This window comes from Rhizobium sp. 11_C7_N12_5, assembly GCF_051811145.1.
GTDB lineage: Bacteria > Pseudomonadota > Alphaproteobacteria > Rhizobiales > Rhizobiaceae > Rhizobium > Rhizobium lusitanum.
In genome coordinates, this window is sequence record NZ_JBPWPY010000001.1 from 2,524,268 (window position 1) to 2,546,245 (window position 21,978).

A 21,978-nucleotide genomic window follows, 5' to 3' on the forward strand; every position below is an offset into this window, starting at 1 on the left:
GCCGACAGGAAATAACAAGTGTGCTCGATGTCTCTAACTGCACTCGCCGAAAGCCACTTCATGCCCGCGCAGCCAGTGCCTGTCTATCTGATCAACATTGATCGAGCGACAGACAGACTGGCGGAAATTCAACGGCAGAGCGATGAACTCGGCATTCGGTTCGAGCGCGTCGACGGCGTCGATGGCGGACTCTTGCCGCGCGACCAATGGGTTGACGTCGATCACCTTCGCTTTCAACGCCGCCACGGCAGGATCATCCTTCCTGGAGAATACGGCTGCTATCGCAGCCACCTGATGGCCTTGCGCCAATTTTTGGCCAATGGCGGCGAAATGGCGGTCATCATCGAAGACGATGTGGCCCTGGACGCTGATTTCCTCGCCCGCACCATGGCAGCCAAGAAAGCAGCTCCTACGGCCGATCTGATCAAGCTCGTCAATCACCGCTGGAGCGGCTTCCGCGTCGCAACGCGCAGCGACAAGGGAGATGCGATCGGTCGTTGCCTCTTCGGTCCCCAGGGATCAACGGCGTGTTATCTGGTGACGCGAAGCGGGGCTCAAAAGATCGTGAAGTCGCTGGCCATCATGTCCCTGCCCTGGGATGTCGCGGTCGAGCGCGGCTGGGACATGCAGACGTCCATCTTCAGCACGCGCACCAATATCGTCGGCTTCAGCCGCTTGCAGAAAAGCACGATGATCGGCTGGCGCCGCGACTATCGCGCGGCCAAATCCTCAGCGTGGCGACGTGTTCCCGCACACCTCTTCCGGACCTGGGATTTCTTTCGCCGGATCGCCTATGTGCTGACGACGCAGTAGGCACCCGACCTACCAGGTGGTTACCCGCAAACCGATGCGAATCTCGTGGCGCGACAGAGCGCCATCGCGGCCCGTCGTCCCGCCGGCGCTTGCGGATGAATCGCCGAACATATCGCCGCCGGCGATGTGGGAGAAACGATAGCCGAGATCGACCTTTACATTCGGCGCCACCTCGTAGGCGACGCCGGCCATCAGGGCATAGGTCATGCGCCAGTCGCTGTCGCCGGGATAGCGTGCGCTGACCGAGGCCGCGCCACCGCAACCCGAAGCGCCGTCGATGCACGAGCCGACCGCATCGACGCTGCTCCAGGAAACCCGCGTCGCGCCGAGGCCGGCACCGAGATAGGGCGTGAATCCGGCAAGCGTCCCCAGATCGACGTAGCCATTCACCATCAAGCTGCCCGCCCTGAAGGAAGAGCGCGCCTTGGTAGAGCAGCTGGTACCGCCTGCCCCGCCGGAACAAGGCGAAGCGCTTGAGATGCTGCCATTGAAGTCACCGCTGAAGAAATCGCCGGTGACATCGGCGCGCAACAGGTCATTGAACTGGTAACCGACGCCGAGACCACCGGAAAAGTTGCCGCCGAACCGATCCGAATCGAAGCGTCCGGAGCTGCTATCGCCGCCAGCCGGATCATAGGCACGGAACGTCGTGTCGTTGCGGCTGGCGTTGACGGCGTAGCCGAGATCCCCGCGGACATACCACCCCTTCGCATCCTTGACGCTGACTTCGGGCATCTTGATTTCCGGCGGCGCGTCGCCTGCAAGGGCAGCACCCGCCGATGCGCCTGCCATCACCGTGGCCAGCGCCAGAGCGTCGAAACGGATCATTACCCCTCGCCTTCCATCCTTCGGGCGCAGCCCGCACACCGACCCGGCTGATTTTTGTCTTCCGCTCCGGGCTCCAGCACGAGGATCCACGACGGAATGACCATCATTCTCATTTCATTAACCATAGGGAATTCATGGTTAATGAAGCTTTAAAACGCCGAACAATTGCTTAACGAGGGAGATGAAAAAGCAAAAAGCCGCCCGGATGAAACCGGACGGCTTTTCAATGACTTGCGCGAGAGACGCTTACTTGTAGACCGGCTGCGGCTGGATCGGGATATCGGCCGGCGGCATGTAGCTTGCGGTCTGGCAACCGCCGAAGGTGTAGCGGGCGCCGATGCGGGCTTCATGCAGGTTGAGGCCCTTGTCGTAGCCAGGACCGCCGTTTTCCGCGTAACCGAACATGTCGCCGCCCTGGATGTGACGGAAGCGATAGCCAACGTCGGCCTTGAGGTTACATGTGAGGTCGATGGACGTACCTGCCATCAACGCATAGGTGAAGCGCCAGCTGCCGCGGCCATTATGCGTGACGGAGCCGTCGCAGGAATCCGGATTGGCGTCCGAGCACGAGGTGTTCTTCAGATTGCTCCATTTGACATAGGTGCCGCCGAGACCGCCACCGACATAAGGGGTGAACGCGCCATAGGTGCCGAGATCGACATAGGCGTTGGCAAGCAAGCTGTAGGCCGTCAAGGACGCCACGTCGCGGGAAGTCGCCGGAACAGCCGTGAAATCAGGGCCGCAGCCGCCGCAATCACCCTTCGTCGAGCCCTTGAAGTCCGACTTGAAGAGATAGTCCAGCGTCACGTCCGTCCGGAGGTAGTTGTTGATCTGGTAACCGACACCGCCGCCAAGCGTAACGTTGCCATCCAACTTTGCGCTGTTGAAATCCACCAGGCTGGAATTCGAACCCTGGAAGTAGTTCGAGCCGCGCAGGTGGGTAAAGGCGTAGCCGACATCGCCACGCAGATACCAACCGCTGGATTGGGCGACTGCCACTTCCTGCGCCGGCTGCTGGGGCTCCGGTGTGTAAAGATCAGCGGAGAACGCTGACGTGCCGACAAGCAACGTGGCAAGTGCTCCAATCAGGGATTTCATCATGGTTTTGGCTCCAAATTTCTTGCCATTGGCACAGCAGATGCTTGCCAATCAAAACGACATGGCACGGATAATGATGAAAAGGAGTTAAAACCTGATTAACTACGAATATTTACCCTATCTATTCACGAATTATACTTTAATTTATACATTAGGAATAGATTATTTTATAATGAAGGGAACGGGATGCGCCCGTCCAGCCCCCTCTTCCCGCCGGAAAACGCGTGTATCTGCAAGTACAGCCGGGGCCGCCTTTCTAAATCAATTGGCAACAATCGTACCATTACAGTGCGGCAGCCGGGGGTTAAGCCCAGGAGGGAGTCGTTGACTTACCATCGAAAATTATGCGCCGGCCTGTGCCTTGCCCTTGTCTTCCTGAATTCCGCGGCGCTTGCCGGCGCGATGCCGGTGAAGTCGGTTGCCGCTGCGGCATGGAACAAGGGACGCGAGACCGGATTGCCGATCCCACGCTATGTTTCGTTGAAGGCACACAAGGCGCGCATGCGGGTCGGCCCGTCGACGATCTATGCCACCAAATGGATCTATATCAAGCCCGGCCTTCCCATGGAGATCATCGACGAATACGGCCACTGGCGGCAGGTTCGCGACGAGACCGGCGTCACCGGGTGGATGCACAGCGCCCTTCTTTCGGCGACGCGCACGGCGGTGGTCGCACCCTGGCTGACGAAGAATGCAATGCTGCGCGCCGATCCGGAGCCTACCGGAACACTGGTTGCCGAACTGCAACCACGGGTGCTGCTTTCACTGCACTCCTGCACCGGAGTTTGGTGCCGCGTTTCCGTCAGGGAACATGCGGCAAAAGGATACATCAGGCAGGACACGCTCTGGGGCGCCTATCCCGGCGAGATGTTCCAATAGAACAAGGCCACGCCGTCGCCGAAAGCAGCATGGCCGCCCTTAACGGAGCGGCCACGAATCTCATATGCCCGATGGAATGCTGATGCTCGATCAGGCGGCCGTGCGGACGCTTGAGATCACATCGATCAGCCCACCGACGATGCGCTCGATCTGGCTGCGATCGTCGCCCTCCGCCATGACGCGGATCAGCGGTTCCGTGCCGGAGGGGCGGATGACCAGGCGGCCGTTGCGGGCAAGCTCGCTTTCCGCATCGGCGATCGCCTTCCGTACCTGATTGTCCTCCAGAGGCTTGCCGCCGGAAATGCGCACGTTGCGCAGCAATTGCGGCACCGGTTCGAAACGCCGGCAGACTTCGCTCACCGGTTTGCCCGTGCGCTTGACCGCGACGAGGATCTGCAAGGCAGCAACGAGCCCGTCGCCGGTCGTGCCATAGTCGGACAGCACAATGTGGCCGGATTGCTCGCCGCCGACATTGTAATTGTGCTGGCGCATGTGCTCGACGACATAGCGGTCGCCGACCGCCGTGCGTGCCAGCGACATGCTGCGCTCTTCCAGGAAACGTTCCAGCCCGAGATTGGACATCACGGTCGCCACGATGCCATTGCCGCGCAGCAGCTGGCTCTCGGCCCAGCTCTCGGCGATGACCGCCATGAGCTGATCGCCGTCGATGATCGTGCCTGTTTCGTCGACGATGATGACGCGATCGGCATCGCCATCCAATGCGATGCCGATATCGGCACGCACTTCATCCACCTTCCTCTGGAGCGCCACCGGGCTGGTGGAGCCGCAATTGAGGTTGATATTGGTGCCGTTCGGCTCGTTGCCGATGGTGACGACATCGGCGCCCAGCTCCCACAGGACGGCAGGCGCGACCTTGTAGGCAGCGCCATTTGCGCAGTCGATCGCAATCCGCAGCCCCTGCAGCGTGACGTCGCGCGGCAAGGTGCGCTTGGCATGTTCGATATAGCGGTCGTGCACGCCGTCAACACGCTTCGCGCGGCCGATATTCTCGGCCTTGGCAAGATGCTCGGTCATATCCTTTTCAAGCAGATCCTCGATCTTCATTTCGAGATCGTCCGACAGTTTGTACCCGTCGGGGCCAAAGAGCTTGATGCCGTTATCTTCGTAAGGGTTATGCGACGCGGAGATCATCACGCCGATATCGGCGCGCAATGACCGTGTGAGCATGGCGACGGCCGGCGTCGGGATCGGGCCGAGAACGAAGGCATCGACGCCGGCTGCGGTGAAGCCCGCGACCATTGCATTCTCCAGCATATAGCCGGAAAGGCGCGTATCCTTGCCGATAACCACCCGATGTCGATGACTACCTCGATGGAAGATCGTGCCGGCAGCGATACCCACGCGCATGGCAAGATCGGGCGTCATCGGATAGATGTTGGATTGACCGCGAATTCCGTCGGTTCCGAAATAGCGACGTTTCATATGCACTCCTGTCGTTGCGGCATCCCATGAGATGCAGCGGCATCGAAATCGCTGCCTCGGATTCCGGAGACACGACGAGCATCGATGCTTGTGGCTCATGCCACAGATTGTAAAAATCGGCACTTAAATTACCGAGAACGGCTATTACAACGCGTTACCATTAATAAGCACTAAAAAACTGCATAGGCGTGAGACAGGCAATATTCCGATTTCGCGGATCAAGGCGTTTGCGTTACTTCGCCCGGGTCCGTGGATTGTCATGCCGCTTCGCCAACGCTCAGTGCATTACCTCCTGTTGCACGCCGAAAAACAAAAGGCCAGCTCCCTATTCGAGGTAGCTGGCCCTTCATTTTTGCAGTTTGGTGCTCTTGATCCGCTAGCGCGGCTGCGGCTCGAAACCACCTTCAGGCTCATCGCCCTTGGTGCCGAGCGAACCATCCTTCTTGGCGCCGGTCTTCGGCACGGCCGAACCGCGGCTCGGCGGAGTGTCGTCGCCAAGATCGCGAGCAGGCTTTTCGCCGCGGATGAGGGCCTTGATCTCTTCGCCGCTCAGCGTTTCGTATTCAAGCAGGCCTTCGGCGATTGCCACGAACCCGTTATGCTGTTCGGTGAGGATATCCTTGGCCTGATGATAGGCCTGATCGATCAGGCGGCGCACCTCGTTGTCGATCGTCTGCGCGGTCGCTTCCGAAACGTTCTTCGACTGCGAGACGGAGTGGCCGAGGAAGACTTCCTGCTGGTTCTCGCCATAGGCGACCAGGCCGAGCTCGTCGGAGAAGCCCCATTGGGTCACCATCGCACGGGCCAGCTTGGTGGCCTGTTCGATATCGGAGGATGCACCTGACGTGATGTTCTCCTTGCCGAAAGTCAGCTCTTCCGCGACGCGGCCGCCCATCATGATGCAGAGGCGCGACACCATCCACTTGTAGCTCATCGAGTAGCGGTCGCCCTCGGGGAGCTGCATGACCATGCCGAGCGCACGGCCACGCGGAATGATGGTCGCCTTGTGCAGCGGATCGGCGACTGCGACATAGAGCGCCGTGATCGCGTGACCGGCTTCGTGATAGGCGGTGAGCTTCTTTTCCGCTTCGGTCATGGCCGAAGAGCGGCGCTCGGCGCCCATCATGATCTTGTCCTTGGCGTCTTCGAACTCCTGCATCGTCACCAGCCGCTTGTTGCGACGGGCGGCCATCAGCGCAGCTTCGTTGACGAGGTTCATCAGATCCGCACCGGAGAAGCCGGGCGTGCCGCGGGCAAGCGTCTTCAGATCGACGTTCGGAGCCAACGGGACATTGCGGGCATGAACCTTGAGGATACGCTCGCGGCCGACGATGTCCGGGTTCGGCACGACAACCTGACGGTCGAAACGGCCTGGACGCAGCAGCGCCGGGTCGAGAACGTCGGGACGGTTGGTCGCGGCAATCAGGATGATACCCTCATTGGCCTCGAAGCCGTCCATCTCGACCAGCAACTGGTTCAGCGTCTGCTCGCGCTCGTCGTTACCACCGCCGAGACCGGCGCCACGATGGCGGCCGACCGCGTCGATTTCGTCGATGAAGATGATGCAGGGTGCATTCTTCTTCGCCTGCTCGAACATGTCACGGACGCGGCTTGCGCCGACGCCGACGAACATTTCGACGAAGTCGGAACCGGAAATGGTGAAGAACGGCACATTGGCCTCGCCGGCGATGGCGCGCGCCAAAAGCGTCTTACCCGTACCGGGAGGTCCCACAAGCAGAACGCCGCGCGGGATGCGGCCACCTAGGCGCTGGAACTTCTGCGGATCGCGCAGGAATTCAACGATTTCCTCGAGATCCTGCTTGGCTTCATCGACACCGGCGACATCATCGAAGGTGACACGGCCATGCGCTTCCGTCAAAAGCTTAGCCTTCGACTTCCCGAAGCCCATCGCACCCCGCGAACCTCCCTGCATCTGCCGCATGAAAAACAGCCAGACGCCGAGGATCAGCAGCATCGGCAGCAGCGTGCCGAGATAGCTCAGGAAGCTCGAGGAGCCATCCGACTCCGGACGACCAACAATGTTGACGTTCTTGTTTTGCAGGCGTTCAAGCAAGCTGTCATCCACGACCGGAGCGTAGGTCTGGAATGGTGTACCGTTTTCCACATAGCTGCCGACGACGCGATTGCCGGTGACGGTGACGTCACGAACGCGGCCGGAATCAACTTCCCGGAGGAACTGCGAATACGGAATTTCCCTGGAGCCTGTTTGTGCCGGCGCGTTCTGAAACATACTGAACAGGGCAATCAACAGCAGAGCTATGATTGCCCACAGAGCGAAATTACGAAAATTAGGGTTCATCGAACTCCCCAGCACTGAAACTTCCGCCGCAAAGCGACGGCATTACTTGATCCCTAACATAGGGTTGCGCCAAGCCGTTGCCAAGGCAAACCGCGTCGGTGCATGTTTTTTCCGTCTATATGACTGAAAGCGGCAGCCGCCTATAGGCTTCACGACCAAAAGCGACCGAAAGCCGATCTGCGAATGTGAGATCGAATCGTGTCAAAAAGCGGTCGAACGGTGCAAGATAGGGCGAGATGGTGACGTCTGCAGCCATATTGGCCTTATCCGCCTCGATCAGAGGCATCGCGGCGCGGGCGCGCTGTGCAGCCCCTCTCGGCAAATCCGGAGGAAGAAAGGCCGCACCCTCCGCCCCGGCGGCTTGCACATGGACAGGCGCCCGGCCTGGATTGACCACTTCGAAACGGCCATCCCAAATGGCCCTCGCGCCAGGCATGAGCGTCAGCGGCTCGATGTTGCGGCTTTCACGCATGAGGTAGAGCGCATCGCGGCGCAGGTCGAAGACCACCCCACCTGCCGTGCGTCGCCCAGGGCTTCCCGTAGTCACGAAATCGAGAATGCGTTCCATTTGCCCACGGCCAGGCCCGTAGGCTTTGCCGCCGAAAGCTGCTGCAAGATAGGACAAACTGTAGACGACAACCGTTTCGTCTGACGAAAAGGCCGCTCGGTCGATGACACAAAGCGCGTTCGCATGAATGGCGGCGTAATCATCCAGCCATGAGGCTGCTTTTGCGGAAAGCGCGGCTCGATTTGCTCCACCATCCACGAAAAGAGCAGGGGCCGGTTCCCGCGCGAGGCGCATGCGCGTGCGCACGCGCTCGAACCGGCTATCCTCATTGCTGGGGTCATCGAGCCAGGATACACCATGCCTTTCGAGATAGGCGCGTATATCCATGCGCCGGCAAGCCAGAAACGGTCTGGCGATCCAGATGCGACGATCAAACAGCACCGCGTCGGCAATGCCGGTGCCCATGCCATCCCCGCCCTCACCTCTGCGCGCGGCACGCATGGCCATCGTCTCGCGCTGATCATCCAGGGTATGAGCCGTAACGATCACATCCGCCGAGATTTCGGATGCCAGGTCGGCGAGTAGTCCGTAGCGCGCCTCGCGGGCAGCGGCCATGATGCCGCTCTTGGGCTTTTCGCCCTCCCAACGGCGCACGAAATGAGGAATGCCGTGAAGGGCACAGAGCGCGGCGACCTCTAGCGCTTCGTCCGTAGAGCCGGCGCGCAAGCCGTGATCAATGGTCGCGGCGGCAAGAGTAATCGCGGAATGGGGAGAGGATTTCAGCTGCTCGGCAAGGGCGATCAGAAGACCGGTGGAATCGCTGCCGCCGGAAATGGCGACCAGGATATGAGCAGGCTTCGAAAGGGAATGGAGAAAATCGGATGCTGCGGCTTCAGGCGTACGGGCTGTGGCAGCACCGGTCACAGCTTGAGTGGGCATGGCGATCAGCAGGCAAGCCGCTTCTCTTCGCTGGCAACCTTGCCGGTAACAGCTTTCGAAGCCTTGGGATAACGCTTGGTCACCTCGCGAAGCGTGGCGCAGGCCGTATCCTTGTTATCGAGCGCGGCAAGCGACATGCCGAGCTTCAGCAGCATTTCAGGCGCCTTTTCGGAACCGCTGTATTTCTGATGCGCATTCAGAAACGTCTTGGCAGCGTCGTTGTACTTGCCCTGGGAATAGAGCGCTTCGCCGAGCCAGAAATTGGCGTCCGCAGCCCGCGCGCTGCTCGGATAGCTGTCGAGATACTGGCGGAACTCCTGTTCGGCGACGCTGTAGTCGCCGGACAGGACGTGGCCGTAGGCAGCCTTATACTGGTCACCTTCATTGCCGAGCGACGCCGTCTGCGCTCCGGAGCTGGCGCTTGGCGGCGCGCCCGAGCCATTATTGGCCGGCGTCAAGGCAGAACCCACCTGTTTACCGCTCTGATCGAACTGGATCGAACCGAGTTGGCTCGGCGGCTTGCCCGTGCCGCTCCCCTGTTGGGGCGACACGCCGTTGCTACCGGAATCGCTGATGACGCTGGCGATGTCATCCTGCCGACTGCCGGCGCCCTGGGCCGGAACGTCGGCTTCGCTCTTCTTCATCGGCGCATTGCTGGCGGCAGGGGCGCTACCGCCGCGCTTCTCGAGCTGCTGGAAGCGGAACTCGTTGTCTTCCTGCGTCTTGCGAATCTGCTCCTGCATCTGCAGCAACTGATAGCTCATCTCCTCGACGCGGCCGTTCAGCTGGCGCATCTGGTCTTCGAGCTGCTGAAGACGCACTTCAGCATCGCTGTTCTGAACATTGACGACAGGCGCCTGGCCTTGTCTCTGATAAGCGTTGTTCGGAGCCGACTGCGCGGAGGCGTCGCGGCCTCCGAGGTGGATTCCGAACAGCGACAAGGCAGAAGCGTCGCGCTCACTGCCTGCAACGGCAGCGAGACAAAGCAGGCTCGCCACGACAAGTCTTCTCATATGGATCTTCCTGTCTCATTGATTCTTCGGGCCATGGGGCTCGAACAGGAGATTTTTACAATTGCTCTCAAAAAGCAACGGAGTTCGGCCAAAGTGTGGTCAAAAAAGTAAAGGCGGTCACGAGGACCGCCTTTATGTATTTCGACCGGTGCTTTGCCCTATCAGGAGCCAGCGCCGTTGAGCACGGTAACGGCACGACGGTTCTGCGACCAGCAGGAGATGTCGTCGCAGGTCGCGACCGGACGTTCCTTGCCGTAGGAGATCGTCTTCATGCGCTTAGCCGGAACGCCGCGCGAAGCGAGATAGTCCTTGGTGGCAGTCGCACGACGGGCGCCGAGCGCCAGGTTGTATTCGCGCGTGCCGCGTTCGTCGGCATGGCCTTCGACGGTGATCGAATAGTTCGGATAACGGGCAAGCCACTGAGCCTGACGATCGAGCGTCTGGCCGGCATCGGCGCGAATCGACGAGCTGTCGGTGTCGAAGAAGATGCGGTCGCCGACATTGACGGTGAAATCCTGCGGCGAACCCGGAGCAGCATTGCCGGCACCATTCAGGCCAAGACCATTGGCATCATTCGGCAAGCCCTTCTTGGATGCACAACCGGCGAGCGAAAGGCCGACGAAAAGCGCGATCAGGATCGGGTTGCGGGCGAGGTTTTGCATATGGCCAACGGCCGGGGTTGCGATGCGGCTCATTGCCGGTCTCTCCTTAGTCTCTATCAGGGTTGCCAGACTGTAACCGGGTTCGGTTAATCCGATTCCAACAAATATGGTTAATGGTGTCCTAAAATTGTCCCGAAACGGTCCACTCACAGGACTTTGCGGCGATAACGTGGCAAGCGCCCCGTTACTCGAGAAGCGGCGACCAGGCCGGGTCGGAAGCAAAGCCCGAGGTCGGGATCTTCTGCTCGTTATAACCTGTCAGATCGATGGAATAGAGTTGCGGACCGCTGGAGCCGGCCGGTTCGCGGAAGAACATGATGACACGGCCGTTCGGCGCCCAGGTCGGGCCCTCATTGTGGAAGCCGGTAGTCAACAGACGCTCGCCCGAACCGTCCGTCTTCATGACACCGATCGAGAAGCTTCCACCGGCCTGCTTGGTGAAGGCGATGAGATCGCCCCGCGGCGACCAGACCGGAGTGGAATAGGAGCCATCGCCGAAGGAGATGCGGTGCTGGTTGGAACCGTCAGCATTCATCACGTAAATCTGCTGCTTGCCGCCGCGGTCGCTTTCAAAGACGATCTGGGTGCCGTCGGGCGAATAGGACGGCGAAGTGTCGATCGCAGCCGTCGACGTCAGACGAGTCGTGGTGCGCGAGCGCAGGTCCATCGTATAGATGTTGGCGTTGCCTTCCTGCTGCAGGCTCATGATCACGCGCTGCCCGTCCGGCGAGAAGCGCGGCGAGAAGGTCATGCCGGGGAAATTGCCGACCAGTTCGCGCTGGCCCGTCTGCAACTGCAGCAGATAGACGCGCGGCTGCTGGTTGGCAAAGGACATGTAGGTGACTTCCTGCCGGTTCGGCGAGAAGCGCGGCGTCAGCACCAGGTCGCTGCCATCGGTCAGCATGCGCGCATTGGCGCCGTCCTGATCCATGATGCCGAGCTGCGTCTTGCGGGCCGTCTTCGGGCCGCTTTCCGCAACGAAGACGACGCGGGTATCGAAATAGCCCTTCTCGCCGGTGATCTTCTCGTAGATCCCGTCGGCGATGATATGGGCGACACGGCGCCAATTGTCCGGCTGGGCATAGAATTGCTGGCCGACCATTTGACTATTGCCAAACGTATCCCACAGACGGAATTCGGCGCGAAGGCGGCCGCCTTCCTGCGTGACGCGACCCGTCACCAGCGCCTGGGCGTTGATGGCCGTCCAGTCCGGGAAGCGCGGCGTCGAGTCCGGATTGCTGATCTTCTCGATGAAGGCCTGCTTGTTGATCGGCGCGAACAGGCCCGAACGCTGCAGGTCGGCCGCAATCACACCCGAGATCTGCTGGCCGAGGCTATCATTCGACAGAAGGTCGGTGATGGCGATCGGCATGGGCTGGACATTGCCCTTGTTGATGTTGAGCTCGACCACGGCATAGGCCGGAGTGGCGAGTGCTGCCGTCAGGCCCGCCAGCACCAGCAGGAGACGAACGAGGGAGTTTCTGATCATATGTGCCAAGCCTTTCAGCATTAAAGCGCCATGTCGCCGGGTTCGAAGTTCAAGATAACTTCGACCGAACTAGTTTCATTGTCGAATTGAGCCCGTGGCAAACCCGTGAAAGGCGCCGCCCTGAGGACGGCACGCACCGCACTTGCCGCCACAATTTTTTGGGTCTTCTCCGGACCGCCACGCGCGACGACTTCCGGTTGACCCATAATCTTTCCATCGCGATCGAGCTTCATGCGGACCTCGACATGAACCGCATTCATACTAGGCAGGTCCGTCGGGCGGAGCCAATTCCTCGTAATCTTGTCGCGGATACTATCTGCAGCCGCATGCTCAAGCTGATGTTCACCAGCGCCGTTCGCAGACTGGGCCGATGCTGTCCCCGAGAACACGACAGCCAGAGCCATGAGCAAAGACGGAGCGATATGCGGACAGTGGTTCGTCGAATGCTGCAGTTCCTGCATCAGAGCCCCAAGTCCCTCGGATCGAAGTTGAGCACCAACTCGTTCCAACCATCCGCGCCGTCATACTTATCCGGTGGCAACAATCCTCCGGCATTCACTTCCTTTTGCAGATCAGATCGGCTTTTCATCACCGCACGCTCAGCCGCCCCTCTCAGGGCATTCTGCGTCGTGGCCGGTCCACCGCTGACGGAAACTTCAGGCGCGCCGATAATCTGTCCTGATTTGTCGAGACGAACGTGAACCTTGATCGTGACATCGCTCGCCCCTTCCATGCCTGGGATGACGTTCCAGTTTTTACCGATCAGATCGCGCAAACCGTCCTTCTGGCTCTGGCTAAGCTTACCACCGCCGAGCGACTTCATCCCGCCGCGCGAGGCAACCTGAGTTTCTGCCCCGGCAGAAGCCTGCTTGGACGACCTTGCAGCACCGCCCTTCGACGATGTGTTGTTCAGCATGGCCGCAATATCATTCTCGTTGAAATCGCTCTGGGTCGACTTGGATCCCTTGGCGGACTCACGCTTCTTGTCCGCGTCCTTCTTGCCGTCGTCAGCTGATTTTTCCTTGCTGATACTCTGGGTTGCGGTCTTGTCCGTCGGCTTGGCTTCGGCCACCTTCACGTCCGGCTTCGGCGTCGGCTTGACTTCCGGCTTCTGCTCAGCGGTCTTCGGCGGCGTCGGTTGCGGCTTTATGTCCGGTACGGGAACATTATTCGGCAGTTGGATCTCGGCCTGCTGCGTAGGCTGTTGGGCCGGCGGCGGTGTCGGCGTCGCATCCGCTTTCGGGGTCGGCGGCGTCGGATCGGTCTTCGGCGTGGGAGTAGGCGTCACATCCGGCTTTTGTTGCGGAACGGCGGCCACTTCCTTGGGCGCAGCCTCGGTTTCCTTCTGCTCAATCGTCTTGGCATCGTTCGGGCGTGGATCGTCCTGTGGAACGGGCGTGTCCACCTTCTTGGGCGCCAATGCCGCGGTATCGCTTTCCGGCCGCTTGGTCGGCACGACCGGATTCTTGATGTCGACGTTGTTCTCGCCAACGTTCTGGGCGTTAGCGACCTGGTCCTGCCTCGTCGTCTGTTTGCGCGAGACGTGATCGGTTACCGGTGCCTTCTTCTCGCCCTGCTGGAGCTGTTCTGCCGGCACGATATCGACATCCATCGCCGTGCTTTCCGGCGTCGCCAACGGCGCCGGTGCACTCAGCGTCACCATGGCGCCGATGAGCACCAGGATGTGAACTACCGCAGATGTGGCAAGACTGCGCTTCATGGCGATTGATCAGTGATCCGTTATCTGCTGCGTGACGAGGCCGATATTCTTGTAACCGGCTTCCTGGATGCGTGACATGACGTCGGCGATGACGCCGTAAGGCGCCTTGCCGTCGCCACGCACGAAGATGCGCTCGTTGTAGCCTGTCGTCGCGATCGCCTGCAGCTTGGCGGCAATGTCTGCTGCCTGGATCTGCGTTTCCTGCAAGAAGACCTGGCCGTCGGCCTTGATCGAAATGGTGATCGGCTGGGTCTGCGCGTTCAGCGCGCCTGCCTGCGTCTGCGGCAGGTCGATCGGCACGCCCGACGTCATCATCGGCGCCGCCACCATGAAGATGATGAGCAGCACGAGCATGACGTCGACCAGCGGCGTCACGTTGATATCGGAAATGGGGCCGCCCCGACCGCTGCCGCGACGGCTGCCCCGGCGGCCACCGCCGCCACCCTTGCCTCCAACAGACATTGCCATATGAGTTCTCCGGTTCTGTCCGCTACTTATTGTGCCGCTTGACGAGGCTGCAGCTTCTCATCGATCTGGCGCGAAAGAATGGCGGAGAATTCATCCGCGAAGCCTTCCATGCGCCCCGAAAGCTTGCCGGCATCGCCAGAGAACTTGTTGTAAGCGATAACGGCGGGAATAGCCGCGACCAGACCGATGGCGGTCGCCAGCAGCGCTTCGGCGATACCAGGCGCGACAACCGCAAGATTGGTCGATTTGGAACCGGCGATGGCCTGGAACGAGGTCATGATACCGACGACCGTGCCGAACAGACCGATGAACGGACCGGCCGAACCGATGGTGGCCAGAGATCCGAGGCGAGCCATCAGATGTTCCGATTCACGCGCCAAGGTAACGTCCATGGCCCGGTCGATACGCATCTGCAGGCCGATCGGCGACCGCGCGCCGCGCTCGAACGATTTCTTCCATTCCCGCATCGCCGCGACGAAGATGGCGCTGAGGCCCGTATTATTGCGCTCCGAAAGCGTCCGGTAAAGCTCTTCGAGCGATTGGCCCGACCAGAAGACCTGCTCGAAATGATCGAACTGCCGGCGCGCTCTCGCGTAGCTCAGATACTTGTCGATGACGATTGCCCACGTCCACACGGATGCGGCCAGAAGGCCGATCATGACAAGCTTGACCACCAGGCCCGCCTGCATGAATAGCGACCAGAGGGTGATGTCCGGTGTGGTGGCCGCTGCCAATGCTACTTGTTCCATTGATCCAAAATCCCCGAATCCAAACGCCCGGCGCTAGACCGGGCGGCTAAAAGTGATCTCACAAGAAATGTTTGGCAGCCGCCGCTGAACGCCCTGGTCAAGCCTTCCAAGCTTACAATTGCCTTCTTGCCGTCAAATTTGGTCAAAGGAAGGCGTGCACCGCACAAACTCCGACTTAACTAGTAAGACACTATTATGGTTAAAAGAATGTTAGCGTCGAAACATGAAGGATTTAACGGCGACGAAGGCTTATTCTAGCTCCTGGGAAGAAATGACAGGGCGAAACCGCCGGCAAACGCAGACAGATCTTGCGCCGCGAATTCCTTCACACAAAACTCAAGTTTTTGCAAGCACCGGCAGACAGTGGTCATATCTTTGCGTGCAGCCGCTTGCCCCACGAGACGTTGACTGCCTTGCTAGCCAGCGGATTGCGATGCCGAGAGCATCTGTGCCGCCAGCTTTTCCGGCAGCCGCCGCGGTCGCCCCTTCGCGTTGATTACGGCAATGATGACCTTGGCGGCGATCAGCAGCGTGTCGCCGCGGCGTATTTCCTGGGAGAGCACCATCTTCGCGCCGCCGGCTTTCTCGGTGACGGTGCGAATGAGCAGCACATCATCCATGCGGGCGGGCCCCTTGAAGTCGATCTCCATACGATGGACCACGAAAACAAGCCCTTCCTCGTCGGCACTCAAAAGCTCGCGCTGTTCCACACCGAGACAGCGCAGGTAGTCCGTACGGCCGCGCTCGAGGAAATGCAGATACCGCGCGTGATAGACGAGGCCGGAAAAATCCGTATCTTCGTAATAGACTCGCTGCACCAGCCGGTGGCTTCCGGCTTCCAGTTCCCCAGCTATCAGAAAGGGGCTGTTCATCGTTGCCGCATCTCCTTGTATGTCCGGCATCTCTTTGGCCGAAGTTCTGCCATCAAGCAAGCTTTGAACAATTGTCATAAACTCCGACTATCCGGAATGGTGCCGGCTAGCGGTTCGGCGCAGAAGGAAAAATCTCATGAAAATAGCGGTAATGGGTGGCGACGGATTCATCGGTTGGCCAACCTCGCTCCATCTCTCCGATGCCGGTCATGAGGTCCATATCCTCGACAATCTCTCTCGCCGATGGATCGATACGGAACTGGGCGTCCAATCCCTGACGCCGATGGATTCGATCCAGGAACGCACCCGCATCTGGCACGCCGAAACCGGCCGCCGCATCCACTTCAATCTCATCGACCTCGCCAAGGACTACGAGCTCCTGAAAACGTGGCTGGCCGAGCATCGCCCCGATGCGATCGTGCATTTCGCCGAGCAGCGCGCCGCCCCCTATTCGATGAAGAGCGACCGCCACAAGAATTACACGGTCAACAACAATGTCAGCGCCACGCATAATCTGCTGAACGCGCTCGTGGAACTCAATCTCGATGCCCATCTCGTGCATCTCGGAACCATGGGCGTCTATGGCTATTCCACGGTCGGCGCCGCCATTCCGGAGGGCTATCTGCCTGTTGGTATCGAGACGGCCGACGGGCGGTCCGTCAGCCAGGAGATCCTCTATCCGGCCAATCCCGGCTCGATCTATCACATGACGAAATGCCTCGATCAGCTTCTCTTCCAGTTCTACGCCAAGAACGACGGCCTCAGGATCACCGATCTGCACCAGGGCATCGTCTGGGGCACACATACGGAGCAAACCCGCAGGCATCAGCAGCTGATCAACCGTTTCGACTATGACGGCGACTACGGCACGGTGCTCAACCGCTTCCTCATCCAGGCGGCGATCGGCTATCCCCTGACCGTACACGGCACCGGCGGCCAGACGCGTGCCTTCATCCACATCCAGGACTCGGTGCGCTGCATCGAGCTTGCGCTGAAGAACCCGCCCCAACGCAACGCCCGCGTCGAGATCTTCAACCAGATGACGGAAACACATCGCGTCCGCGATCTCGCCGAGATGATCGCGAAAATAAGCGGCGCCGAAGTCGTCCGCCTGCCCAATCCGCGCAAGGAAGCCCCCGAGAACGATCTGATTGTCAACAACGACAAGTTCCTCAATCTCGGGTTGGCACCCATCACGCTCGAAGCCGGCCTTCTGAGCGAAATCGTCGATGTCGCCAAGAAGTACGCCTATCGCGTCGATCGCTCGCGTGTCCCGGCCGTCTCCGCCTGGACCAAGGATATCGCGGCGACTGTCAACCACGATCCCGAGGGCAAGAGATTGAAGTCCGTGTCATGATGCCGGGAAGCGAAATGCTGCAGGGACTTCGCTCGCAGACCCGCCCCCGCTCCGGCCAAGCATTCGTGACCCTCGTCACGAATGCCGACTACGCCGTGGGCGCTACGGCGCTGGCGCGGTCGATTGTTCGGACGCGCACGAAGGCCGATATCGTCGTCCTGCACACGGCAGGCGTCCACGAAGGCGATCTTGCCCCGCTCATCGCGCTCGACTGCCGGCTGATCGAGGTCGAACACCTGCCTCTGTCCGATACTTTCAACGAACGGCATGCGCGCGGCAATCTTCATGCCGCCGCTCCCTTCACCAAGGGCCGCAAGCCTTCCTTTCACACGCCGCTCGACAATTTCTGCAAGCTACGGCTCTGGCAGCTCATTGAATACGACACTTGTGTCTTCATCGACGCGGACGCCCTCGTGCTGAAGAATATCGACAGGCTTTTCGATTACCCTGAGTTTTCCGCCGCGCCGAATGTCTATGAAAGCCTCTCCGATTTTCATCGGCTGAACTCCGGCGTCTTCGTCGCCAAGCCGTCGCTTGCGACGTTTCAGGACATGCTGCAGCGGCTCGACCGCCCCGACGTCTTCTGGCGGCGCACCGATCAGACCTTTCTCGAGGCATTCTTCCCGGATTGGCACGGCCTGCCGATCTTCATGAACATGCTGCAATATGTATGGTTCACCATGCCGGCGCTCTGGGACTGGAACAGCATTTCGATCCTGCATTACCAGTATGAAAAGCCTTGGGAGGAGAACCATCCGAAGGCCGCGCTGCTGAGACCCTTGATCGACTTGTGGCATGGCTTCCATACCGGGCTGGATATGCCCGATATCGCGACGCTCGCAAATCCCAAAGAGGCTGCATGAAGGTTCTCATATCGGGCGGAACGGGTCTTGTCGGCCGATATATCGCCGAGGAGCTGCTGGCAGCCGGATACAAGGTTGCGGTCGCCGGACGAAGCGCGCCGCAGGCAGGTCTCTTTCCCCATGCTGTTTCCTTCGTGCCGCTGAGCCTCGACCCCACCGAAGACCATAGCCATGCTTTCGACGATGCCTATTTCTTCGTGCATGCGGCTTTCAGTCACGCGCCCGGCAAGTATCGCGGTGGCGAAGGAGAAGACCCCGAGGGGTTCCGGCAGCTCAATCTGGACGGCACGGTGAAGCTGTTCGAAACGGCGAGAAAGGCTGGCATTCGACGCTGCGTCTTCCTGTCGTCTCGTGCTGTCTATGGCGATCGGCTGGAGGGCGAGGTGCTGACGGAGGCAAGCAAACCGGCGCCGAATACGCTTTATGGGGAAGTGAAGCGCGATGCCGAACATGCGCTTTTCTCCCTCTCCGCTCCCGGTTTCGCGACGGCAAGCCTGAGGGCGACCGGCGTCTATGGCGACCTGCGTCCGAACAAGTGGGACGCTCTGTTTGACGATTATCTGAACGGCAAGCAGGTTCCCTCGCGCGCGGGAACGGAGGTCCACGGCCGCGACCTCGGCCGCGCCGTTCGGCTGCTGCTGGAGACCGAAAAAGGACGGATCGACGGCGAAGCCTTCAATCTGTCGGATATACTGACCGACACGCGCGAGATCCTCGGGCATCTGCAGCGGGCAACGAATTGTCCTCAGGCCCTCCCGGCCCCGGCGCCCGAGGGCGTCATAAGCGCCATGGATACGTCGAGAATTCGTGCGCTTGGATGGCAGAGCGGCGGAAAGGTGTTGCTTCGGCAAACGATCGAGACCTTGGCGAAGGCAATACCGCCGCGCCATGCCGCCATCAACGCATCAGCTTCGTCTCGTCCCAGCTGAGCTCCGTCAATTCCGCGCCCCTGAACCTCGCATCGTCGGCAACGATGAATTCATCGAGCTGCGGCGGCGCGACACTGGTTCCGGCCAGCATCGCATGCACCTGGCCGCGGTGATGAGTCTGATGCTGCAGCAGATGGCTCAGCACATCGTCGGCCCGCTCGCGCTGAATACGATCGCTGCGTTGAATGGCGACCGTCCGCGTCGCCGTCTCCGGCGTCAGGCCCTCGCAAAGCACCACCAGCCGGCGATCGACATCCGCCTGCTGCCTGGACAAGTCTTCAAGCTTGTCGAACGGCTCCTCGATGTCGAAGGCCCGCAGCCCCAGGGTGCCGCCTTCCAGCGCATCGACATAGAACCAGTCCACGGTCAGGATGTGATTGAGGGTCGATTTGATCGACGGAAAGAAGCTCGTCCGCTTCGCCTCGAACTCGCCCGGCTGCAGCGCCGCGCAGGCTCGATGCAACCGGATATTCGCCAACGCATTGTTGTAGGCGAGCTTGCGAAACACACGAACCGCATCGAAAGCGGACATCGGATATCTCCCCTAGGCCTTGTCGAGATCGCCGTCCCGCCAGACGAGATGACGCGGCGTCAGCGGCAGATCTTCGATTTCCTCGGCAATGAAATAGGGCGGAATATCGAGCGCCACCAGCGCCTCCCGCGTTGCCCGCACCCATTTGAATTCGAGATCGTTATCGCCGTCCCGTATGCGATGCACGATTTTATCCGGCTCGAACGGGAAGCCGTGGGGTAGGTCCATCAGGTAGTAGAGACCGAGTTCGTGCCAGTCGCGCTGCTCGTAGTGAAAGAAATTCTCCACGGACCAGAGAAGGCGCCCGACTGTCACATCGACGCCCAGCTCCTCGACCATTTCTCGCTGCAAGGTTTCCTCCGACGTCTCGCCGATCTCGGCGCGACCGCCAGGAAAGGTCCAGAATGTCTCGTGCTCGGCCCGGTGGACAAGCACATGCCCGTCACGAAAGCCGAGGCCCGCCACGCGCATCTGGAATCGCGAGCGGCCCGCATTCAGTCTGATAAGCTTGCGTTTCGACACGATCTTCATCCCACATCGATCACGACAATTTCCGGCGGCACGCCGAAGCGAACCGGCGCAATGGAGCAGCCAAGGCCGCCGGAAACGATGATATGACGCTCTTCCTCTGTAATATGGCCATGGACATATCTGTCGCCATACCGCGACGGCGTATAGGGTGACCAGCCGAAAATCCTCACCTGGCCGCCATGCGTATGTCCCGACAAGGTCAGCGACACACGCGAAGGCACATTGGGAAAGATATCGGGCTCATGAGCAAGAAGGATCACGGGCGCATCGTCTGCGACTTCCGCCAGGGTGCCGCCGAGATCATCCAGCCCTTTCGTATATGGGCGCTTCCAGCGCATGCTCCGTCGCAGGGCCAGCTGATCCTCGACGCCGGCAAGCCAGAACCCTTGCCCGTTCTTTTCCAGGCGCGCGGAACGATTGGAATAGACCTCGATGCCGACGCTGGCCAAGGCCCGGTGGCTGAAGGTTGGCCCATGACCCTTTCTCTGGGCGGCCGCGTCATGCCACCAGTCGTGATTGCCGATGACAGCATGAACCCCGAGCGGCGCCTTTAGCTTCGCCAGCTCTGCCGCCCAGGCCTGATGATCGACGCGAGCGGTGATGAGATCGGTCCCTGACGTGTAATCGCCGAGCAGGACGATGATGTCACCGCCGAGTTCATTGGCCCGAGTGCAGATCGCTGCAATGCGCTCGGCTGACATCCACGGTTCGCAGGCATGGAAATCGGCGAGCGCCACGATCCGCAGTTTGAGCCCCGGCGTCCATCGTGGCGGGGTCAACGCATAGCGGGTCACATTCAGGCGGACGACAGGCTCATATCCAAAGGCGTATCCCCCGAGTGCAATCAAACCGAATATGCTGCCGCTGAAGAGCTTCAGAAAGGCGCGACGGCCGAGCATTCAATCTCCCTCCTGGAACAACCGGAACTGCGCGGCCTCAAGGTCCTTGGGCGGCTGCATGCCGAGATGTTTCCAGGCGATCGCGGTCAAAACACGGCCGCGCGGTGTACGTTGTATGAAACCCTGCTGGATCATGTAGGGCTCGATAATATCCTCAATCGCATCGCGCGGCTCGGAAAGGCCGGCAGCGATGGTTTCGATGCCGACCGGCCCGCCACCGAAATTGACGGCAATCATATTGAGATAACGCTTGTCGAGCTGATCGAAGCCGACATTGTCGACGAGAAGCCGCGTCAAAGCCTCGTCGGCGATCTCCCGTGTCACCGCTTCGACCTTGGCCACTTCGGCAAAATCGCGCACGCGGCGCAGCAGGCGGCCGGCGATGCGCGGCGTTCCGCGCCCGCGCCGCGCAATCTCGCGTGCCCCTTCGTCGGTCATGCCGAGCCCCATCAGTCTCGCGCCACGCCGGACGATGAACTCAAGCTCCTCGACGGTGTAGAAACTCAAACGGACCGGAATGCCGAAACGATCCCGCAGCGGCGTCGTCAGCAGGCCGAGACGCGTGGTGGCGGCAACCAGCGTGAATTTGGCAAGATCGATCTTCACCGAGCGCGCTGCCGGGCCCTCGCCGATGATCAGGTCCAGCTGGAAGTCCTCCATGGCCGGATAGAGGATTTCCTCGACTGCCGGATTGAGGCGGTGAATCTCGTCGATGAAGAGCACGTCGCGCTCCTCGAGATTGGTGAGCAATGCTGCAAGATCGCCCGCCTTGGCGATGACGGGGCCGGAGGTCGAGCGGAAATTGACGCCGAGCTCCTTCGCCATGATCTGCGCCAGCGTCGTCTTGCCGAGGCCCGGCGGGCCGACAAAAAGCACATGATCCAGCGCCTCACCGCGTCCCTTGGCCGCCTCGATAAAGACCTTCAGATTGGCGCGCGCCTCCGCCTGACCGGTAAATTCGTCCAGCGATTGCGGCCTGAGCGTCGCATCAATGTCTTCGCCCCGCTTCTCCGGCGATATCAGGCGTGCGGCTTCACTCATGTCAGAGGTTCCATTCCCCATATGC

The 21,978-nt window shown here is 60.4% G+C and carries 22 protein-coding genes; 5 read left to right on the plus strand and 17 right to left on the minus strand.

What is annotated here, in order from left to right:
- Positions 1 to 27 precede the first annotated feature (27 nt).
- Complete coding sequence (locus AB8B29_RS12460; RefSeq protein ID WP_439006551.1) at positions 28 to 813, plus strand: glycosyltransferase family 25 protein; 786 nt, start codon at positions 28 to 30, stop codon at positions 811 to 813.
- A 9-nt stretch (positions 814 to 822) separates the two neighbouring features.
- On the opposite strand, the gene AB8B29_RS12465 is transcribed toward AB8B29_RS12460, so the two are convergent.
- Positions 823 to 1,641: an outer membrane protein gene (locus AB8B29_RS12465; RefSeq protein ID WP_047638944.1), complete on the minus strand. Its 819-nt coding sequence runs from the start codon at positions 1,639 to 1,641 to the stop codon at positions 823 to 825.
- Between the two features lie 246 nt (positions 1,642 to 1,887).
- Positions 1,888 to 2,742 (minus strand): outer membrane protein, encoded by an 855-nt coding sequence (locus AB8B29_RS12470; protein ID WP_047639021.1) that lies wholly within the window; start codon positions 2,740 to 2,742, stop codon positions 1,888 to 1,890.
- A gap of 321 nt (positions 2,743 to 3,063) precedes the next feature.
- Here AB8B29_RS12470 and AB8B29_RS12475 point away from each other — a divergent pair, with 321 nt between their 5' ends.
- Positions 3,064 to 3,618 carry an SH3 domain-containing protein gene (locus AB8B29_RS12475; RefSeq protein ID WP_047638945.1) on the plus strand — a complete coding sequence of 185 codons (555 nt, stop codon included), beginning with the start codon at positions 3,064 to 3,066 and terminating at the stop codon, positions 3,616 to 3,618.
- Between the two features lie 90 nt (positions 3,619 to 3,708).
- Here the strand turns inward: AB8B29_RS12475 and glmM are convergent, their stop codons facing one another.
- The 11 genes from glmM to ybgC form a co-directional block, all read right to left on the minus strand.
- Positions 3,709 to 5,061 (minus strand): phosphoglucosamine mutase, encoded by a 1,353-nt coding sequence (gene glmM, locus AB8B29_RS12480; protein ID WP_037196514.1) that lies wholly within the window; start codon positions 5,059 to 5,061, stop codon positions 3,709 to 3,711.
- A gap of 376 nt (positions 5,062 to 5,437) precedes the next feature.
- Complete coding sequence (ftsH, locus tag AB8B29_RS12485; RefSeq protein ID WP_034503653.1) at positions 5,438 to 7,381, minus strand: ATP-dependent zinc metalloprotease FtsH; 1,944 nt, start codon at positions 7,379 to 7,381, stop codon at positions 5,438 to 5,440.
- Positions 7,382 to 7,496: 115 nt separating this feature from the next.
- Positions 7,497 to 8,828, minus strand: coding sequence for a tRNA lysidine(34) synthetase TilS (gene tilS / locus AB8B29_RS12490; RefSeq protein ID WP_047555381.1), 1,332 nt, complete (start codon positions 8,826 to 8,828; stop codon positions 7,497 to 7,499).
- 5 nt (positions 8,829 to 8,833) lie between these two features.
- Positions 8,834 to 9,841, minus strand: coding sequence for a tol-pal system protein YbgF (ybgF, locus tag AB8B29_RS12495; RefSeq protein ID WP_037196512.1), 1,008 nt, complete (start codon positions 9,839 to 9,841; stop codon positions 8,834 to 8,836).
- A 161-nt stretch (positions 9,842 to 10,002) separates the two neighbouring features.
- On the minus strand, positions 10,003 to 10,536 hold the full coding sequence (gene pal / locus AB8B29_RS12500; RefSeq protein ID WP_037196511.1) for a peptidoglycan-associated lipoprotein Pal: 534 nt from the start codon (positions 10,534 to 10,536) through the stop codon (positions 10,003 to 10,005).
- 151 nt (positions 10,537 to 10,687) lie between these two features.
- Positions 10,688 to 11,992, minus strand: a complete 1,305-nt coding sequence (gene tolB / locus AB8B29_RS12505) for a Tol-Pal system beta propeller repeat protein TolB (protein ID WP_037196610.1) — start codon at positions 11,990 to 11,992, stop codon at positions 10,688 to 10,690.
- Between the two features lie 20 nt (positions 11,993 to 12,012).
- Positions 12,013 to 12,453 (minus strand): cell envelope integrity protein TolA, encoded by a 441-nt coding sequence (locus AB8B29_RS12510; protein WP_051963446.1) that lies wholly within the window; start codon positions 12,451 to 12,453, stop codon positions 12,013 to 12,015.
- The gene (locus tag AB8B29_RS12515; protein ID WP_037196509.1) at positions 12,453 to 13,712 is read right to left on the minus strand and encodes a hypothetical protein; all 1,260 of its coding nucleotides are present in this window, start codon (positions 13,710 to 13,712) and stop codon (positions 12,453 to 12,455) included. Before AB8B29_RS12515 ends, AB8B29_RS12510 begins: the two co-directional genes overlap by 1 nt.
- Before the next feature lie 9 nt (positions 13,713 to 13,721).
- Complete coding sequence (gene tolR, locus AB8B29_RS12520; protein WP_037196507.1) at positions 13,722 to 14,180, minus strand: protein TolR; 459 nt, start codon at positions 14,178 to 14,180, stop codon at positions 13,722 to 13,724.
- Between the two features lie 26 nt (positions 14,181 to 14,206).
- Positions 14,207 to 14,929: a protein TolQ gene (gene tolQ, locus AB8B29_RS12525; protein WP_034476136.1), complete on the minus strand. Its 723-nt coding sequence runs from the start codon at positions 14,927 to 14,929 to the stop codon at positions 14,207 to 14,209.
- Positions 14,930 to 15,345: 416 nt separating this feature from the next.
- Complete coding sequence (gene ybgC, locus AB8B29_RS12530; protein WP_037196608.1) at positions 15,346 to 15,801, minus strand: tol-pal system-associated acyl-CoA thioesterase; 456 nt, start codon at positions 15,799 to 15,801, stop codon at positions 15,346 to 15,348.
- Between the two features lie 136 nt (positions 15,802 to 15,937).
- Between ybgC and AB8B29_RS12535 the strand changes: the two genes are divergently transcribed.
- Genes AB8B29_RS12535 through AB8B29_RS12545 form a run of 3 tightly spaced genes read left to right on the plus strand, consistent with a single transcriptional unit; the run spans position 15,938 to position 18,950 of the window.
- Positions 15,938 to 17,158, plus strand: a complete 1,221-nt coding sequence (locus tag AB8B29_RS12535; protein ID WP_037196505.1) for an NAD-dependent epimerase/dehydratase family protein — start codon at positions 15,938 to 15,940, stop codon at positions 17,156 to 17,158.
- A 14-nt stretch (positions 17,159 to 17,172) separates the two neighbouring features.
- Positions 17,173 to 18,021 carry a glycosyltransferase gene (locus tag AB8B29_RS12540; RefSeq protein WP_051963462.1) on the plus strand — a complete coding sequence of 283 codons (849 nt, stop codon included), beginning with the start codon at positions 17,173 to 17,175 and terminating at the stop codon, positions 18,019 to 18,021.
- Positions 18,018 to 18,950 carry an NAD-dependent epimerase/dehydratase family protein gene (locus AB8B29_RS12545; RefSeq protein ID WP_439006552.1) on the plus strand — a complete coding sequence of 311 codons (933 nt, stop codon included), beginning with the start codon at positions 18,018 to 18,020 and terminating at the stop codon, positions 18,948 to 18,950. Before AB8B29_RS12540 ends, AB8B29_RS12545 begins: the two co-directional genes overlap by 4 nt.
- Here AB8B29_RS12545 and AB8B29_RS12550 read toward each other — a convergent pair.
- The 4 genes from AB8B29_RS12550 to ruvB are packed head-to-tail and all read right to left on the minus strand — an operon-like array spanning position 18,919 to position 21,953.
- Complete coding sequence (locus AB8B29_RS12550) at positions 18,919 to 19,482, minus strand: DinB family protein (protein WP_113118525.1); 564 nt, start codon at positions 19,480 to 19,482, stop codon at positions 18,919 to 18,921. The two genes, AB8B29_RS12545 and AB8B29_RS12550, sit on opposite strands and share 32 nt — an antisense overlap.
- A gap of 12 nt (positions 19,483 to 19,494) precedes the next feature.
- The gene (locus tag AB8B29_RS12555; RefSeq protein ID WP_173411176.1) at positions 19,495 to 20,004 is read right to left on the minus strand and encodes an NUDIX hydrolase; all 510 of its coding nucleotides are present in this window, start codon (positions 20,002 to 20,004) and stop codon (positions 19,495 to 19,497) included.
- A 5-nt stretch (positions 20,005 to 20,009) separates the two neighbouring features.
- Complete coding sequence (locus AB8B29_RS12560; protein WP_037196501.1) at positions 20,010 to 20,912, minus strand: metallophosphoesterase; 903 nt, start codon at positions 20,910 to 20,912, stop codon at positions 20,010 to 20,012.
- Entirely contained in the window at positions 20,913 to 21,953 is a 1,041-nt protein-coding gene (gene ruvB / locus AB8B29_RS12565; RefSeq protein ID WP_037196500.1) for a Holliday junction branch migration DNA helicase RuvB, read from the minus strand. It abuts the gene before it with no gap.
- Positions 21,954 to 21,978: the final 25 nt, after the last annotated feature.

Coding starts and splice junctions, on each gene's coding strand:
- AB8B29_RS12460 (WP_439006551.1), top strand. CDS start 28: ATGTCTCTAACTGCACTCGCCGAAAGCCACTTCATGCCCGCGCAGCCA.
- AB8B29_RS12465 (WP_047638944.1), bottom strand. CDS start 1,641: ATGATCCGTTTCGACGCTCTGGCGCTGGCCACGGTGATGGCAGGCGCA.
- AB8B29_RS12470 (WP_047639021.1), bottom strand. CDS start 2,742: ATGATGAAATCCCTGATTGGAGCACTTGCCACGTTGCTTGTCGGCACG.
- glmM (WP_037196514.1), bottom strand. CDS start 5,061: ATGAAACGTCGCTATTTCGGAACCGACGGAATTCGCGGTCAATCCAAC.
- ftsH (WP_034503653.1), bottom strand. CDS start 7,381: ATGAACCCTAATTTTCGTAATTTCGCTCTGTGGGCAATCATAGCTCTG.
- tilS (WP_047555381.1), bottom strand. CDS start 8,828: ATGCCCACTCAAGCTGTGACCGGTGCTGCCACAGCCCGTACGCCTGAA.
- ybgF (WP_037196512.1), bottom strand. CDS start 9,841: ATGAGAAGACTTGTCGTGGCGAGCCTGCTTTGTCTCGCTGCCGTTGCA.
- pal (WP_037196511.1), bottom strand. CDS start 10,536: ATGAGCCGCATCGCAACCCCGGCCGTTGGCCATATGCAAAACCTCGCC.
- tolB (WP_037196610.1), bottom strand. CDS start 11,992: ATGATCAGAAACTCCCTCGTTCGTCTCCTGCTGGTGCTGGCGGGCCTG.
- AB8B29_RS12510 (WP_051963446.1), bottom strand. CDS start 12,453: ATGCAGGAACTGCAGCATTCGACGAACCACTGTCCGCATATCGCTCCG.
- AB8B29_RS12515 (WP_037196509.1), bottom strand. CDS start 13,712: ATGAAGCGCAGTCTTGCCACATCTGCGGTAGTTCACATCCTGGTGCTC.
- tolR (WP_037196507.1), bottom strand. CDS start 14,180: ATGGCAATGTCTGTTGGAGGCAAGGGTGGCGGCGGTGGCCGCCGGGGC.
- tolQ (WP_034476136.1), bottom strand. CDS start 14,929: ATGGAACAAGTAGCATTGGCAGCGGCCACCACACCGGACATCACCCTC.
- ybgC (WP_037196608.1), bottom strand. CDS start 15,801: ATGAACAGCCCCTTTCTGATAGCTGGGGAACTGGAAGCCGGAAGCCAC.
- AB8B29_RS12535 (WP_037196505.1), top strand. CDS start 15,938: ATGAAAATAGCGGTAATGGGTGGCGACGGATTCATCGGTTGGCCAACC.
- AB8B29_RS12540 (WP_051963462.1), top strand. CDS start 17,173: ATGCTGCAGGGACTTCGCTCGCAGACCCGCCCCCGCTCCGGCCAAGCA.
- AB8B29_RS12545 (WP_439006552.1), top strand. CDS start 18,018: ATGAAGGTTCTCATATCGGGCGGAACGGGTCTTGTCGGCCGATATATC.
- AB8B29_RS12550 (WP_113118525.1), bottom strand. CDS start 19,482: ATGTCCGCTTTCGATGCGGTTCGTGTGTTTCGCAAGCTCGCCTACAAC.
- AB8B29_RS12560 (WP_037196501.1), bottom strand. CDS start 20,912: ATGCTCGGCCGTCGCGCCTTTCTGAAGCTCTTCAGCGGCAGCATATTC.
- ruvB (WP_037196500.1), bottom strand. CDS start 21,953: ATGAGTGAAGCCGCACGCCTGATATCGCCGGAGAAGCGGGGCGAAGAC.